General features: G+C 46.0%; 16 protein-coding genes, 1 tRNA gene and 1 pseudogene. 9 read left to right on the top strand and 9 right to left on the bottom strand.

The annotated features are described in order from the left end of the window. Together H6F63_RS14835 and H6F63_RS14830 are read left to right on the top strand one after the other, a co-directional pair. Positions 1 to 272, top strand: a pseudogene (locus H6F63_RS14835) (ISKra4 family transposase); the annotation flags it as partial. Positions 273 to 695: 423 nt separating this feature from the next. Next, on the top strand, positions 696 to 1217 hold the full coding sequence (locus H6F63_RS14830; protein ID WP_190638380.1) for a hypothetical protein: 522 nt from the start codon (positions 696 to 698) through the stop codon (positions 1215 to 1217). Between the two features lie 60 nt (positions 1218 to 1277). Here H6F63_RS14830 and H6F63_RS14825 read toward each other — a convergent pair whose 3' ends face one another. From H6F63_RS14825 to H6F63_RS14815, 3 genes are all read right to left on the bottom strand, one after another. Further along, a complete protein-coding gene (locus H6F63_RS14825) occupies positions 1278 to 1433 on the bottom strand; it encodes a hypothetical protein (protein ID WP_190638379.1) in 156 nt (51 codons plus the stop codon). A 24-nt stretch (positions 1434 to 1457) separates the two neighbouring features. After that, positions 1458 to 1961 carry an ankyrin repeat domain-containing protein gene (locus tag H6F63_RS14820; protein WP_190638378.1) on the bottom strand — a complete coding sequence of 168 codons (504 nt, stop codon included), beginning with the start codon at positions 1959 to 1961 and terminating at the stop codon, positions 1458 to 1460. 127 nt (positions 1962 to 2088) lie between these two features. Beyond that, positions 2089 to 2382 (bottom strand): hypothetical protein, encoded by a 294-nt coding sequence (locus tag H6F63_RS14815; protein ID WP_190638377.1) that lies wholly within the window; start codon positions 2380 to 2382, stop codon positions 2089 to 2091. A gap of 527 nt (positions 2383 to 2909) precedes the next feature. Here H6F63_RS14815 and H6F63_RS14810 point away from each other — a divergent pair. Next, positions 2910 to 4175 carry an EAL domain-containing protein gene (locus H6F63_RS14810; RefSeq protein ID WP_190638376.1) on the top strand — a complete coding sequence of 422 codons (1266 nt, stop codon included), beginning with the start codon at positions 2910 to 2912 and terminating at the stop codon, positions 4173 to 4175. 80 nt (positions 4176 to 4255) lie between these two features. Here H6F63_RS14810 and H6F63_RS14805 read toward each other — a convergent pair whose 3' ends face one another. Then, positions 4256 to 5572 carry a dihydrolipoamide acetyltransferase family protein gene (locus H6F63_RS14805; RefSeq protein ID WP_190638375.1) on the bottom strand — a complete coding sequence of 439 codons (1317 nt, stop codon included), beginning with the start codon at positions 5570 to 5572 and terminating at the stop codon, positions 4256 to 4258. Here H6F63_RS14805 and H6F63_RS14800 point away from each other — a divergent pair. Beyond that, a complete protein-coding gene (locus H6F63_RS14800; protein ID WP_190638374.1) occupies positions 5571 to 5804 on the top strand; it encodes a hypothetical protein in 234 nt (77 codons plus the stop codon). The two genes, H6F63_RS14805 and H6F63_RS14800, sit on opposite strands and share 2 nt — an antisense overlap. A 43-nt stretch (positions 5805 to 5847) precedes the next feature. After that, a complete protein-coding gene (locus H6F63_RS14795) occupies positions 5848 to 6399 on the top strand; it encodes a hypothetical protein (RefSeq protein WP_190638373.1) in 552 nt (183 codons plus the stop codon). Between the two features lie 70 nt (positions 6400 to 6469). Here the strand turns inward: H6F63_RS14795 and H6F63_RS14790 are convergent, their stop codons facing one another. The 3 genes from H6F63_RS14790 to recQ form a co-directional block, all read right to left on the bottom strand. Then, positions 6470 to 6919, bottom strand: a complete 450-nt coding sequence (locus H6F63_RS14790; RefSeq protein ID WP_190445185.1) for a YlqD family protein — start codon at positions 6917 to 6919, stop codon at positions 6470 to 6472. 169 nt (positions 6920 to 7088) lie between these two features. Further along, complete coding sequence (locus H6F63_RS14785) at positions 7089 to 9044, bottom strand: long-chain fatty acid--CoA ligase (RefSeq protein ID WP_190638372.1); 1956 nt, start codon at positions 9042 to 9044, stop codon at positions 7089 to 7091. A gap of 237 nt (positions 9045 to 9281) precedes the next feature. Continuing rightward, the gene (recQ, locus tag H6F63_RS14780) at positions 9282 to 11444 is read right to left on the bottom strand and encodes a DNA helicase RecQ (RefSeq protein WP_190638371.1); all 2163 of its coding nucleotides are present in this window, start codon (positions 11442 to 11444) and stop codon (positions 9282 to 9284) included. A gap of 64 nt (positions 11445 to 11508) precedes the next feature. Here recQ and H6F63_RS14775 point away from each other — a divergent pair, with 64 nt between their 5' ends. The 3 genes from H6F63_RS14775 to H6F63_RS14765 all read left to right on the top strand — a co-directional run bounded on the left by H6F63_RS14775 (position 11509) and on the right by H6F63_RS14765 (position 12954). Then, positions 11509 to 11793 carry a DUF427 domain-containing protein gene (locus tag H6F63_RS14775; protein WP_190419754.1) on the top strand — a complete coding sequence of 95 codons (285 nt, stop codon included), beginning with the start codon at positions 11509 to 11511 and terminating at the stop codon, positions 11791 to 11793. A 224-nt stretch (positions 11794 to 12017) separates the two neighbouring features. Next, a complete protein-coding gene (locus tag H6F63_RS14770) occupies positions 12018 to 12800 on the top strand; it encodes an SDR family NAD(P)-dependent oxidoreductase (protein ID WP_190638370.1) in 783 nt (260 codons plus the stop codon). Positions 12801 to 12872: 72 nt separating this feature from the next. Next, positions 12873 to 12954: transfer RNA gene (locus H6F63_RS14765), tRNA-Leu, on the top strand. Between the two features lie 54 nt (positions 12955 to 13008). Here the strand turns inward: H6F63_RS14765 and H6F63_RS14760 are convergent. Both H6F63_RS14760 and H6F63_RS14755 read right to left on the bottom strand, forming a co-directional pair. Then, positions 13009 to 13797, bottom strand: a complete 789-nt coding sequence (locus tag H6F63_RS14760; RefSeq protein WP_190638369.1) for an RDD family protein — start codon at positions 13795 to 13797, stop codon at positions 13009 to 13011. Positions 13798 to 13863: 66 nt separating this feature from the next. Next, on the bottom strand, positions 13864 to 14700 hold the full coding sequence (locus H6F63_RS14755; RefSeq protein WP_190638368.1) for a DUF975 domain-containing protein: 837 nt from the start codon (positions 14698 to 14700) through the stop codon (positions 13864 to 13866). A gap of 77 nt (positions 14701 to 14777) precedes the next feature. Between H6F63_RS14755 and H6F63_RS14750 the strand changes: the two genes are divergently transcribed. Then, complete coding sequence (locus H6F63_RS14750) at positions 14778 to 15758, top strand: stage II sporulation protein M (RefSeq protein WP_190638367.1); 981 nt, start codon at positions 14778 to 14780, stop codon at positions 15756 to 15758. Positions 15759 to 15802: the final 44 nt, after the last annotated feature.

The raw sequence follows: 15802 nt of genomic DNA, 5'->3' as shown, positions 1-15802 counted from the left end.
ATGAGACTCTGAAGTTGTTTGAAGCATCTCACAAAAAGCAAGCCCAGAACTTTTGTCAGTATTTGCACAAGCATCGACATCGCATTGTCAACTACGATTACTTCCAGGCGGAAGGGGTTTGTTCAATTGGTTCGGGTGCTGTCGAATCTGCCATCAAACAGATTGACCGTCGCATCCAAATATCGGGGGCACAGTGGAATCGGGAGAATGTCCCGCAAGTGTTGGTACATCGCTGTGCTTACCTCAATGGATTAATTGGTTTGCAAAACTGACATGCTCCCAACATCAACCTCCTCATCACCGACCTCCCCACCGAACAACTCGCCGAAGCCCAAATTACTCAATTCGACCAATACGGATACCCTAACGGCGGCACCCTCCTCATCGACCACAACGCCAACGGCATCGGCTGGTACATCGACCCCACCCCCCTCGACCACAGCGAATTCACCACAACCCTCACCAACACCGCCTTCCGCGCCACATCCGACTCCCCCGCAGCCGGACGCTACGACCTCCTCACCACCATCCTCCACGAAATCGGACACCTAGCAGGCTTCATCGATGGCTACTGGGCCTTCGACAGCCACATCCAAACCCTCAACGGTTCTCAACTCTTCGTCGGCGACAACTTCAGTGCCACCCTCACCCCCGATGGCAGCCACCTCGACCCCAAGCTCTATCCCTACGACCTAATGAACCCGACGCTAACTTCTGGCGTCCGCAAGTTACCCTCTCTTCTTGACTTGCAAATCCTTAACGCTGCCCGCTCACTTGGAGAGTGGGAGAGTGGGAGAGTAGGAGAGGGGGGAAATACCTTATTACACGCACCCCTTGACTCTGACCCCCTAATCGCCATTCTCAACGGTAACTTCGACTCTAGGAACGCCACAGAACCCGACTACGGCTGGTCAACCAGAGGCGCAACCGCCATCCTTAACGGACAGGCAATCTTGAGCGAAGACCCCCACCTACTCAGCAACTTCTCTCAAACCTTCATCGTCCTCCAAGCAGCCAAATACCTACAATTCACCCTACTAGATACCACCCTCGGCACCAGTCCCCTCGACCCACCAGATGCCTTTGAGGTAGCACTCCTAGACACCAATACCTACACCTCGCTAGTCGGTACCGCAACCGGACTAACTCAAACTGACTCCTTCCTCAACATCCAACACGACGGCAAAGCTTACTTTAGCTCTCAAGTTTTTAGTTGAAAATGTGATGTTGGGTTTCGTACCTCAACCCAACCTACGAGGCGATGCGATCGCACTGATTTAAGGGGAGCTAGAAGATTGAATGAAGTTAGGATTGAGAATGTTGTGTTTTATGAAACCATCATGCCCGATGGCAGTATCGGTACTGATAGTATCTACAGTTAGTTCATCTATTAGATTGTCTGCTTCTGAATGAGTTTGAAGTGCGGCTGTCAAGAAATTTAATAATATTTTATAGAGTTATTCAGATAACAGGGAAAGCATCTCTGCTATTTCTATCTGCCCTCTCTCTTTTGCATATGCTAATGCGTCCATATTTTTCATACGCTCTCCTGTGTACTTTATCTTAAAATTAACTTTATGCGTGATCAGAACCTCTACGATGTCTATGCTACCGCTGTAAATTGCACTAAACAAGGGATTTCTTTCTGGCAGAGATATATCTATCTCTGCCCCCTTTTCTAACAAATAATTAATGACATCTATTCGCCTTTCTGTGGCAGCAATATTCAAGGCATTTCCTTTCAAAAATCCTGCTTTTTGATTAATATCTACTCCCTTTTCAATAAGATATTTTATAATCTCCATACGGGCATTAAAAGAAACGGCAAAATGTAGCCAATTCCCAAATACAGTTGTTGCATTAATTTGGGATGGCGCAGAAGCAAGTAGGCTTTCTAACTTGGACTGATCACTATTTTTGATAGCCTGTCTGATCTCTTGCATCAACAAATTGGTGTCCATGATATTATCTCGTTTGTGCTGCTATAGCAATCCTAAATGAGTGTGATCGCATCGCCTAGTAGGGTTGAGGAACGAAACTCAACATTACACCCTATATCTATTGAGTTTCACTCGCGTTCAACCAAACCTACGTTTTTAACTTCTTAGCAAGACCTGAAGGTGGAATTGACAAATTAGAGAGATTTGAAGGTATAGGTGGAAAGGTAGATGAAACGGGAGTATTGTTAGCTGGTGGTACGGTTGCTGATTTACCGCACAAAGTTTCTAAATTTACCATTTGACCATTTGCTGTTTGCATATAACAAAATGGCGTGTCAACATGAGACTGTAGTTGCGATGCTGGAAGACTAAAAGCAGCCTTAGTTGTCAGTGTAATCAAAAAGGTAGATAGGGCAAACGTCCAACGAAAAATTCTTAGCATTTGAATCAAACCTGATAATACTCTTCGATTAAGAGCTTGGCTGATCAAGGTTGAAAACAACAACCGCGAAAACACGGAACAAGGGGCATTGTATAATTGAGAGATGACCTCTATCGGTTAATTTTGGTGGGAAACACCAAACAAAACTTTTAACAAAAGAATTATTGTTTTTAAAATAACATCCTATATTTACCAAAGATATTCCTTAAGTGTCGATGAGGTAAAGCTGTAAGGATGATACAGTTCTTTCAAAGATTGCCCTGTAATATAAAAGAAGTAGGAAAGCAGCAATTGCCAGGGTTCATTGGACTTGAATATCGCACACATTAAGTAAACCATATTGCCCTGTATAGGGTTTTTCAGTGGAATATATGGCAGTTCTGACGTTCGGGCCAGCTTGGTAGGGACATGGCAATGCCATGTTCCTACAGATGTATTACACCCAATCAAGAATTGCTAGAGACAGTAACTGCATTCCTGCGGTTTCAACTTGATGTCTGCTAGAAATTGCTAGTAAATGTTCACCCATGCAAGTTGCCAATGTGGATTCTGATAATTCCCCCCCCTGTTGCATCCGCGACATTATTCAAAACAAGCGCCTGCAACCTCATTTCCAGCCAATCGTTTCAATCCGTAGAAGAGATGTTATTGGACTGGAAGCGTTAGCGCGAGGCCTTGGGGAAGGCGGTTCGCTTATTTCTCCAGACACTCTTTTCGGGTTGGCTGCTGTCTTGGACACCATCCTAGATTTAGACAAGCTTTGCAGCAAAACGGCTGCGGAAAACTTCCTACGCCTCCATGCTGCCAACCCAAAGCTGATTTTGTTTTTGAATTTTCACCCTTCTACGGTGGTTAGTGACTTAAAGGGCTGCGGCGAACTGCTGGATGTGGTGGAACACTTAAATCTAAATCCGCACAACATCGTCATCGAAATTCTGGAGTCGCACATCGACGACATCAAAGCGTTGAGTCGGATGGTGGACAGCTACAAGCAGCATGGCTTTTTAGTAGCGCTGGATGACATAGGTTGCGGTCACTCCAACCTCGACCGCATTGCTTTTATCAAGCCGGACATTTTGAAAATCGACCGCAGTTTGGTACAAAATATTCACAACGAATACCACAAGCAGCAGATTTTCAAGTCGCTGGTCATGTTGTCGGAAAAAATCGGCGGTTGGGTAATCGCGGAAGGGATAGAATGCCAGGAGGAAGCGATCGCAGTCCTAGAATTAGGTGCGGACTTGCTGCAAGGCTATTATTTCGCCAGACCCCACGCCATTGATGCCGAACGGGACAACGGCTTCCAAGACACCATCAACGACACGGCAAACAAATTCAAAAGCCATAAGCTGGCTAAAATCAAAGCCCGCAAATCCAAGCAGGAGGAACGCTTGGCGATTGTGGACGCTTGCTTGAGGGAATTGACCACAACTAAGGTGGAAGATTTCGATCGGCAATTGAACGAAATCATTGGTCATTATCCTTCAGTGGAATCGATCCACGTTTTGGATGAAACGGGCATACAAGTTAGTGACTGCATCTGCAACCTGCGGCACTTGCAACCACAAAAGACAATTATTTTTCCTGCGCCCGTTAAAGGCACCGATCACTCGCTAAAGGAATATTATTATCTTTTGCTGGAAGCACAATTCGCTTATTATACGACCGAGCTTTATGTACCGCGGCCGTCGGGAGATTTGTGCGTCACTGTCTCAGCCCGCTTCCATGATGCCAACAACCAACTGTTTATTCTGTGTGTTGCAATGTATGCAGATTTTGCCTTGGAAATTTAGGTGCATGGATTTATTAACCGTCAATTTCCTGCGTAGGGGCATGGCAATGCCCCTACAAATCGCCAATTTTGTCTTAGTGGTTACATTGTCAGAGATTGCACGTTAGTTTCAATTAACTTCGCCAAACTTTGCAAGAAAGCTGCGCCATCTGCACCGTAGATAATTCGGTGATCTGCGGTCAAATTTACCTGCATTTGTCGCCGCACTCCCATCATCCCGTCTTCGGTGGCGACGACTTGGGGACGTGACGCGCCAATTGCCAAGATAGCACCTGTCCCTGGAGGTAATATGGCATCAAACTTGTCTACGCCATACATTCCTAAATTGGAGAGGGTAAAGGTGCCAGAACTGTACTCAGCGGGTTGCAGCTGCTTGCTGCGCGATCGCTCTACTAAATCTTTCCAGGTACGGGACAAAGAGTAAATATCCTGCTGGTCAGCATTTTGCAGAACTGGCGTAATTAAGCCGCCGTCGTCCATTGCTACGGCTACGGCTACGTTAATCGCACTATGATAATGGATTGCCTGCTCTGAGTAGCTGGCATTCACCAAGGGATGTTTTTGCAAGGTTACGGCTACTGCTTTGGCGAGTAGCGCTGTCATGGTGACACCCTTGGATTTAATTTGCTTGTAGAGTTTGTCTAGATTATCGGTGGTGATGGTGTAACCAACGCGGAAAGTAGGCACTTGCAGGCTGGCTACCATGTTCCGCACGACGGCATTTTGCAGCGTGTTGAGGGGGACGACACTACCCGGAACGGCAACGGCTGGTATAGTGGCTGCTGCTGCGGGTTTAACAGCTGGTGCTGGTGCTGGTGCTGATGCTGGTGCTGGCTGTGGTGCAACAGGTGCCATTGTTGGTGTGGCAGTTGCGGCGGCAGGTTGTTTACCTTTGTTCGCTGCTGCTTCTACATCTTCGGCAACAATGCGCCCGTGGGGGCCGCTGCCTTGGATGTTACTTAAATCAACTTTCAGCTCTTTTGCTAATTTACGGGCGCGGGGTGAGATGATGCTGCGTCCGTTGCGGCGTGCCGCTGGTGGCGTTTCTACGGCTGCGGTAGCGGCTGCTGGCTGTTCTTGGGGAGTGGGGGCTGGTGCAGGTGTGGGGGTGGCGCTGCCAGCACTGGGAGCCTGTTGTTGGGCTGTTTCGATTTCGGCTTCGGTTTCTGCGACCAGCGCGATCGCTGCCCCAACGGGTGCCGCTTCCCCAGCAGGTACGATGATTGTAGCCAGGTAGCCTTCATAAAAGGATTCCACATCCATATCGGCTTTGTCTGACTCTACAACGACCACGGTTTCGCCTTTTTCCACTTTGTCGCCTGGAGATTTGACCCAAGAGACTATTTTGCCTTCGGTCATCGTGGAACTAAGAGCGGGCATGAAAACTTCGTGAATCATGGGGTGGTCTTCCGGATCGACAGTCTACAAGAACAAGATTAAAGCCAGACGAATATTGTATCTTGACGGATGGCTTAGGGGCGAAGCATTCGAGGAACAATTTCTGACTTTATCCCAAATTTTTCGCTTGGGATGCTTCTCTCCTACTATCAGACCTTACCACGGTCTATATGTCTGTATTGCTGACAACCTTACAACGCCGATTCCTCCGGACGCTGGTGCTGCTGGCTAGAATGGGATATATAGAACTAAATTGAAACTTTCTATTATATCTAATGTCTGGCAAATTTGGAATTTCCTTTTTGGTTTTAGTAAGTATGACGCTGAGTTTGGGTGCTTGCAACGACATCCGTGAACAATACCCTCGGTCAGCTATAAATCCAGCTATAGGTTCAGATATAAATAATAGTCCTACGCCTGGGTTACAATCGCCAACGACACAGGTGAGCCAAGGTATACCCGTTAGTGCAGAGGCAGAGAGAGAAAAGTATAAAACTATACCGCTAACGAATATCAAAGATGCTAAATCTTTGAAGGGAAGTGACCCGCAAGCGATCGCGCTTGCAGCTTTCGGTGACATTGAATCCGAGGGAGGCTCGCGGGATGTTAGGCTTGAGTATCCGCAACCAGATCGAGCTGTTGTAATTATTACTCAAACTGGGGTTGCAGATGACTCTGTTGGTAGTATTAAGTATCGCGTAGAATTTGCACCAACCTCTCCATCAGCCCAAAAGCCCCAAGAATGGACGATAGCTTGGGTTGGTTCCCAGGTAAAGTGTCATGTGGGGCGGGGTCATCAAGATTGGTCAACCGAAATTTGTCAATAGGGGCTGGGGACTGGGGGCTAGGGGCTAGGTAAGACTTTTTCCCAATCCCCAATCCCCAATTCCCAAATTCTTAAATTTCCCCGCGAATTTCTTCGACAATTCCATCCCGCAGAAGAATTTCTACCTGCATTTTTTGAATCAGGTTGTCTCCCGGTTCAACTTTAAAGAAGCCTTCAATTTGACCGTGATTAACCTCGTCGTTGAGGTCTATCATTTGCACTTGTTGCAACTGTTGCAGCAGCTGATTCTTTTGCTCTAGGAATTCACTTTTCTTTTGATTGACTTGGATTTGGATATTGTCAATTTGTTGTATCACTTGAGGGCCAGGGGGCTGCAAACTCTGTTTTTGGATTTCCGATATTGCCCTCTGTCCTTGCATCTCCAGCTGTTGTAGCTGAGAGTCAAGTTGATTAATTTGTGTCTGTAGTTGCTGCTGTGCTTCCTCCTTCCAACGAGGAGTGACAACCGCTTTAATAGTAACTGGTCGCTTCAGCAGCAGGTGTGATTGAGAAACATCCATATCCGTTGTACTTGAGAAAATTAAAGGAGTACTCAGAAAAGTTAGAAAGTTTTTCCGCCTACGGCGTTCCCGTAGGATCAGTTTGAAGGTTGAAAGTTACAGGTTTAAACTTAACCAATTTTTAACTTATTAACTTTCAACTTGCCAACTTTTCAACTTTCCAACTGAATCAGGCAAACATCCCGTCGATCATATCGCGGTAGCGTTCCATTACGACAGGTCTCTTGATTTTCAAGGTTTGGGTCATCATGCCATTTTCAATGGAAAAGGGTTCTAAAATTAGCTTAAACGGGCCAATACGGTCATCTGGGCGATATCCAGGGCGATTTTGCACCTCTCGGTTCAACTCTTGCCGGATTAAGTCCTGAATGATCTTACTATCGAGGTCTATTTCTGGTGTGCCTGGGGATGGTTGGTCTGGTAGACGCAAGTGTAAATTTTGTAAAGCTGCCCACTTTTCCAACGCTTCCACATTCGGGACAATTAAAGCACCAAGCGATCGCTCATCTTGTCCTACTAGAGTAATCTGGTCGATGTAAGGGCTACGCAGACAAGCATCTTCAATCGGCTGCGGTTCGATATTTTCGCCATTAGTCAAGACAATCGTATCTTTCGCCCTTCCAGTCAGCACCACATCATTCCCCACCGTCAGCCAACCCAAGTCGCCGCTATCAAACCAACCTTCCGGGTCAATTGCCTTAGCGGTGGCTTGAGGATTTTTGTAATAGCCGCGCATAATTTGGGGGCCTCGCAACAACACTAAACCTCGTTGACCGGCAGGAAGCGGCTGACGAGTTTCCGGGTCAACAATCTTAGCTTCTGTGCCGGGAATTGGTTGTCCGGATGAACCTCGCAAATTATGCCAAGGGCGACGGGCGTGGGTGACGGGAGAAGTTTCCGTAAGGCCATACCCTACGAGTACCTGAAGCCCAGTAATTTCAAAGAAGTTCTCTAAGTGCATGGCCAAGGAACCGCCGCCACTGAGAACATACTTCATTTTTCCTCCTGTAGCTTCGCGTATTTTTTCATACACGAGTTTTCCAGCAAGAGCATGGATAGGATACAAAGCTAAAGCTTGTATTCCAGCCAAGATTTTCTCTGGAAGCGAGGGAGATAGGTTATCTAAGCGTAACTTTGAGAAGGTGCGACGAGCCTTGATGTAACGCTGACTTATATTTAGTAGGTTGTGAACCAGTTTCTGTTTGTTAGCTGGTTGTTCGCGGAACTGCTTTTGGACACCTTCATAAATTGATTCCCACAGCCGAGGAACGCCAACCATGTACTGAGGTTTATATTCTTTGAAGTCTCGCTTGATGTGACGAATGTTGCTGTAAATCTGGGTGCAACCTTGGGAGAGAAAAAAGTATTCGCCAATACGTCCGAAACTGTGCCAAGTGGGGAGAATGGTGATAGCGCGATCGCCTTTATGCGGTTGTAAAACAGCTCCCAAGGTGGTTAACTGGTGCATTAAGTTGCCATGAGTCAGCATCACACCTTTCGGCTTGCCTGTGGTGCCGGAAGTATAAATTAATGTCGCCAGATTTTCTAGGGTTTGCGTGACGCTTTGTAAAGATTGATTTGCTCCAGCTGCCATAACTCCAGAAAAGTTCAACACTTTCACAGTGGAGTCTTGGAGTGGTTCTTCATCGGATAGTAGTATTACCAACTGAACTGGCAAATCTTTGAGGTTTTCCCAAAGTTTTGAGAGCGTCTTTAAATCTTCCACTACCAAGGCAGTGCTGCCGCTATTTTCGAGTATAAATAGTAACTCTTGGCGCTCTGCCTGAGCGCTGCGAACAGCGTTAAAGGCACCCGCTGTCATAATACCTTGGTCGGCAATGAACCAGCGAGGGCTGTTGTCAGAAAATAAAGCTACGCAAGATTCTGGTTTTACTCCCAATACCTGCAATCCAACCGCAAATTGTTGAATTTTATCGGCAAGCTGGGTATAAGTTAGCACAACTTCTGGTTGAGAGTGCGGGTCGTGGAGGGCTATGGCATCCCCAAAATGCGATCGCGCTTTTTTCCAGACTTCGGGTAGAGATTGGGCTGAGCTGTAATCTACCACATGGCTGAGGTTAGCACGCTCTCGCTCGCTGAGACGGAAGGTGGGAGCTTTCGACATACTCAATTTCTCCTATAGCTAATCGCTGTGTTTCCAACATACTCCTTTGGGGGGAGCGGATAGCAATTTTGACAGACAGATTTTATTTTGCCATACGGTTTAAACTTGGTAGTATTTTATACTTTACTTTTGTAGCTTGACAGTGTATTCTAATAGAATGGGAATCTGTGCGCGCAAAAAAAAAGTCACTTTTTTTAACACAGAGGTAAGCGGAGGTTTTCTTTGCAACCCTTCGCCTTAAAAATTTTTATTCCTTCGTTTCCACATTCCTCGTACCAGTCGAATTTCATCAAAGCTATAGCTTTCCCCTAAGAATTCGCGAATTTTGGTGAGAGATTCAGTAGCAGTAACTTCAATAGCTTTTAAAATTTCTAGCTGACGTTCTGGGGAAACCATCGAGTTTATATCTATTGGCTGATTCAGGGCAATTAATTCAGCTAAATGATCTACAATGGTGCCTGTACGCAAGTCACGTTGTTGGGCTATTTCCGCAACGCTCAAACCTTGCATATACAAATCCAATGTTTTGAGTTGGGTGTAGCTGGGTTGATTTTTTGACGGAGTTGTTGCTGTTGCTACCGGGGTTTGTGGGGTAATTCCTTGCTCTTTACAATAAGCTTGGATTTCGCTTACAAAACGTTCCCCGTACTGCGCTAGTTTATATTCCCCAACGCCGGAAAGTCTAGAAAATTCTGTTGAAGTTTGGGGTTGCGATCGCGCCATCAACTTTAATGTAGAATCTGAGAAGACAACGTAGGGCGCGACAGATTGTTCGTCTGCTAATTGTTTGCGAAGCTGGCGCAGTCTTTCATACAACATTTCCACTTCAGCAACTCTTTGCGGTGATTCCTCTATCACTGCTACAGTCGGAACCGCAATTTTAACTTCACGCTGACGGCGCAATACTTCCCAGCTGAGGGCGTTAAGCTTGAGGACAGAATAACCGTCACTGGTTTGATCTACAAGTCCTTGGTGTAAAAGCGATCGCGCCAGCATCTTCCAATCGTCTACACTTTTATCTGTACCAATACCATAGGTAGAAAGTTCGTGATGTCCGTTTTGCTGAATTTTCTGATTTTTCGAGCCGCACAGCACATCAATGATATAATTCATCCCAAATCTTTCTTTACAACGCGCTACGCAAGAGAGAAACTTTTGGGATTCAATTGTCCAATCTTCTAGAGGTTTCGGAAAGCGACAGTTATCACAATTGGCACAATTACCTTCAAAACGTTCTCCAAAATAACTTAGTTGAATTGTGCGGCGACAATCTGTTCCTTCAGTGTAATCTATAACTTGTCGGAGCTGTTGACGGGCAATTCTTTGCTCTTGGGGATCTGATTTTTGGTCGATAATATATTCAATAGTTTTAATATCGCCGTAGCCGAAAAATATTGTACAACTAGCAGGTTCTCCATCGCGTCCGGCCCTTCCTGCTTCTTGATAATAACTTTCTAAATTGCGCGGTAAGTCGTAATGAATTACAAACCGCACATCAGGCTTATTAATGCCCATACCAAAGGCAATTGTCGCCACCATCACTTGCACATCATCCCGAATAAAACGTCTTTGATTAGATGTGCGGTCTTCATCACTTAGTCCCGCGTGATAAGGTAAAGCTTTGATGCCATCTTGTTGTAGCCTAAAAGCAATTTCATCGACCCGCTTGCGACTCAGACAATAGACAATTCCGGAACCTTTAGCTGCGCGAACTTGTTGCAAAAGTTGCGAGTAAGCTGTTTTTAGTTTTGGCTGAACTTCGTAATAGAGATTCGGGCGATTAAAGCTGGCAATGTGAATATTTGGTTGCCGCAGCACCAACTGTTGTATGATGTCTTGGCGGACGCGCTCGGTAGCAGTGGCGGTGAGAGCTAAAAAGGGGACATTTGGGTAGCGATAGCGTAGCAATTGCAACTGGCGATATTCCGGGCGAAAGTCGTGTCCCCATTCTGAGACGCAGTGCGCTTCATCAATTGCGATCGCACTGACGCCAATTTTATGCTGTACTAAATCTAAAAATGGCAGAAATTTCTCCGATAGCAGCCGTTCCGGGGCAACGTAAAGTAATTTTACGCGACAGTTGAGGATGTCTTGTTCCCGCGATCGCACTTGCGCCAAACTCAGACTACTATTGAGGAATGTCGCACCAATTCCATTATCCTGCAACGATTCCACCTGATCTTGCATCAAGGCAATTAAAGGCGACACCACCACAGTTAATCCTGGTTTCAGTAGTGCTGGTAGCTGAAAACACAAAGATTTCCCACCGCCTGTAGGCATCACAACCAGCAAATCCCGATTAGAGAGCGCTTGTTGTATTATCTGGCGTTGTCCGGGGCGAAAGCTATCGTAGCCAAAAAATCGCTTTAGCGCGTGTTCGAGAGATTGAAACTGAGACATTGTTAGCGAGGGCTTCTGCTTTTTCCCCTCATAATGTTAATAGATCACGAAGCAAAGTAAAGTTATGCCAAAAGCAGTTTGGAATGGTGCAATTTTAGCCGAAAGCGATCGCACCGAAGTAGTGGAAAACAACCACTACTTCCCAGCCGACTCCATCAACCGGGAATATTTCAAAGAAAGCAACACCCATACAAGTTGTCCCTGGAAAGGGCAAGCCAGCTATTATACCATCGAAGTCGATGGGCAGGTTAACAAAGATGCGGCTTGGTACTATCCCCAGGCAAAAGACAAAGCCAAGAACATTGAGGGTTACATCGCCTTCTGGAAAGGTGTAAAAGTCGAAGCTTAAAAAAGCTCTCCCCAACCCCGTTCCTGGGCTGCGGCCTGGGAACGCTCTTAGAACAGTCTCAGCCTCCGGGGTGTTACTATAATCTGACCCACAGCGGCGCTTCAGTAACAAAATAGCCATTCCCAGGCGGATACTGGGAAGCAGAAAGATATCCTTCCCCCAGTAGACGGATGTAATGTTCCTGTTTTTTGTTAAACCATTAAATCAAAGCAGAGGAGGGGGCGATGCAACTTACAGGAAAAGTGGCACTCATCACGGGTGCTGGTTCGGGTATTGGCAAAGCTGCGGCGGTGCTGCTGGCGAAAGAAGGCGCGAAAATAGGCGCATTAGGTAGAAGTGACGACGAACTCAAAGCAGTTGTTAGCGACATTCAGGCTGCTGGCGGGGAAGCCATAACGCTTAAGGCTGACATCTCCGAGCCAGAGCAGATGCAACAAGCTGTGGAACAATTGGTAAATCAGTGGGGACGCTTAGATATAGTCTTCGCCAATGCAGGAATTAACGGTGTCTGGGCATCGCTGGAGGATTTGACACCCGAAGAATGGGATAAAACGATGGATGTCAATCTCAAAGGCACCTTCCTTACCGTCAAATATGCCGTGCCTCATCTGAAAAAGCAAGGCGGTTCGGTGATTGTCACCTCCTCCGTCAACGGCACGCGAATGTTTAGCAACACGGGTGCGACAGCCTACGCCTGCACCAAAGCCGCCCAGGTCGCCTTTACTAAAATGGTGGCGCTGGAACTGGCGGAACACAAGATTCGAGTCAATGTGATTTGTCCAGGGGCAATTGACACAAATATAGACCAAAACACTGAGCGTCGCGAATTGGAAGAGATTCGGGAACCTGTGGAGTATCCCGAAGGACAAATTCCCTTAACAGACGGTAAATCTGGAACATCAGAGCAAGTGGCTCAGCTAGTATTATTTCTAGCTTCCGATAATTCTAGCCACATCAGCGGCACGGAAATGTGGATTGATGGCACCCAGTCGTTGCTGGTGGGGTAGAACGGAAATCAGCGTGTTTGCGAAAAATCGTGCCAGTGGTGAAACTTTTTGCTATGATAGCGATCGCACCATGCGGATGTGGCGGAATTGGCAGACGCGCTAGATTTAGGTTCTAGTTTCGCAAGAAGTGAAGGTTCAAGTCCTTTCATCCGCATTACCAAAGAAAAATAGTCGGGATGTACAGCTGTACATCCCGACTATTTTTCTATTAGGTTGATGATTGCTGCTGATATGCCAAATATACAGCCTCCAAAAATAAATTAGCGCTTACTCCAGGCGGCACATTTTCCAAAGCAATGACTTCTTTAACCTGTTTAGCCAGTTTTCGGCTCAATTCCGTTCTTGCTTCCGGAATCATCGCCTCACGCCGCTGCAAATACTCTCGAATTACAGCAAAATCTTCTGGCAATAAGCTTGACAAATCTGCTTCTATTTGCAACTTATCAGCCAAAACTTCTGCATTCTCGGAAACTGAGAAAGTTTTAGCAATAACTTGCTGTTCTTCTTGAATCACAATAGTTCCCGCCACCAAATCTCCCAGGCGCTTCTCTTTTCGGGTAAGTGTGATTAAAAACACTCCCAGAAACAAGATGTCATCAACAGGGCGTAACAAAGCCCGCAGCGTTGAATGTTGTAGCCTTATCGGTCTACCATCATCACGAATTACGCGAATTTTGACAAAGCGCTTACCAGGTGTTTGTCCCCGCCAGAAGGCTTCAAAAAAAACAAAATAACCTACATAGATTGAGAAGGTAATTAAGGACAGAATGGCTATTAGCCAAAGGCTTAAACTACTGTTATTTAAAGCAATACTTTCAATTAAAGCTACTAATTGAATAGAAAATACTGCCCAAACGATTAGGAAGACCAGCAGAATTGCGCTTAAGAAAATATAGTCGATAAACAGCGCATAAGCTCGATTGCCAATTCCTGCTAAAGTAAAGTCCAGTTCTACGCTTTCCGGAGTTTGGAGCGTAACTCGATTAAAAAAGTGCATAGCAGTTGAGCAAAGCTTGAGATTGAATTAGGTAATAGTGTCAGCCGGCGAAGATAGGTAAAACACCTAATTATTATCGCGCAAATTCAAACCCAAACCTTCCCGGCGACTGCGGAGATCGTAGTAGATAACTGCTTTAACCGCTTGCCAGAAGGGTATTAAAAGCGCCCCACTTGCTATGGTTAGCGCTAAAAATAGCACTAAATACAGCACCCCAAAGATGGGAGAGTCTGCGGAAAACAAAGCACCTAATAGCAATTGAATCATAGTCGTAAGTATTTGAACAACAATGGATATAGGCAGAGTGATTAAAAAGGAAACAAAGACTATCCATTGCAGTCGCCCGACAAATCCCTCAGTTAATTGCCAACTGCGACTAATTGCTGAATTTGCAGTCATATTATTCTCAATCGCCAACGGCACTTCCACGATAAACCAGCGGGAAATAAGCCGGATATATACAACCAAAAAGACAATTACGGCAATAACTGTCAGCAGACTCACAATGATAGTTGCCGTAGGATTCCGTCCAAGGATAGCACCCAGCACCACTACCAGGAGACCAAAGCCAATACTGGCGGCAAGCGCTATTCCAGAAAGTATCAAACTAACCAAGATTCCTGCCCAGAAGAAACGCCACATCCGAGGATTGACATGACGGCGGGCATCATTTACAGTTTCCGGACGTTCGAGTAATTCACTAAAAACAAGACGCGAGATTAGCGCTGAGATTGCAGAGAATTTTGCCCAACCATAAATCGGAACTAATATCCACAGATAAGCGGTGAACGCCAGACCATAATATAACTTGAAGCGATCGCGATAAATCCGCAAAGCAGCGCTAACGACATTGCCTACACTCAGCGGCCCTGCGGGTTGGCTAAAGCTGGGATTCTTAGACATGAGGATTTCTCCAGTTGTGTGAGGCGCAAAATTTAACGCTATCTTAGGCCAAGTCTGGGAGAATTCTGGGAAATTTCATGAATATTCAACGTTGGATTACGCGGCGGGAACCGAACTGGAACCGCTTAGATGCCCTTTTGAGACAAGTCGAAAAAAAAGGGATTGCGTCTCTGCAAGCATCGGAAATTGGGGATCTAGCTAGTTTATATCGTTCTGTAGCGGCAGATTTGGCTAGAGCAAAGACAAACAACGTGGGAAATATCCTGGTGCAAGATTTGCAAAAATTAACATCTCGTGCATATAACCAGATTTATCAAGGTTCGCGCCGTCAGGAATGGGAAGCGGTGCGGGATTTTGTGCGTTGGGGTTTTCCGGCGGTGGTGCAAGAGACATTTGGTTACACGGCGGTAGCGACGGCGATTTTTTTCTTGGCGGCGCTGATTGCGTGGTGGTTTGCTTGGCAAGATCCGGTGTTTTTGTCGCTGCTTGTTCCAGAAAAATTGATTTCACAGGTACGCGATCGCCAAGAATTATGGATGGGGTCGATTGTCGGAATTGAACCTTTAGCTTCTAGCAGCATTATGATTAACAACATCTCGGTATCCTTTGGTGCTGTTGGTGGTGGTATCACTGCTGGTGCCTATACGATATTTCTCATGGCATTCAACGGGCTGCATATTGGCGCGATCGCTGCTTTAGTTGCTCAACATAATTTGGCTTACCCTTTCTGGGCGTTTGTTTTTCCTCACGGTTCCCTGGAATTACCTGCGATTTTTTTAGCTGGTGGGGCTGGTTTATTGATAGGTAAAGCTATTCTTTTTCCCGGTAAATATCGTCGCGCTGATGCGCTAAAAGTTCATAGTTTGCAGGCGGCTCAGTTATTATTTGGCATTGTACCGATGCTGATTATTGCTGGTACTATTGAGGGCTTTTTCTCGCCTAGTCCAGTGATTCCATCTGCGATTAAGTATGTTACTGGTATAGTGCTTTTTACCCTTTTAGTAATATATTGCAGCCGTAAAAGATTTGATAATATAGCAGTCCTAAAGGATTCGTGAGGGCGAGATCCGCGACTTCTTACAGAAGTCGCGGATCTGAAGGG

The organism is Trichocoleus sp. FACHB-40 (genome assembly GCF_014695915.1).
Classification (GTDB): domain Bacteria; phylum Cyanobacteriota; class Cyanobacteriia; order Cyanobacteriales; family FACHB-T130; genus Funiculus; species Funiculus sociatus.
Note: the sequence above shows the minus strand (reverse complement) of the source record. Positions and strands in the feature narration are given on the sequence as shown.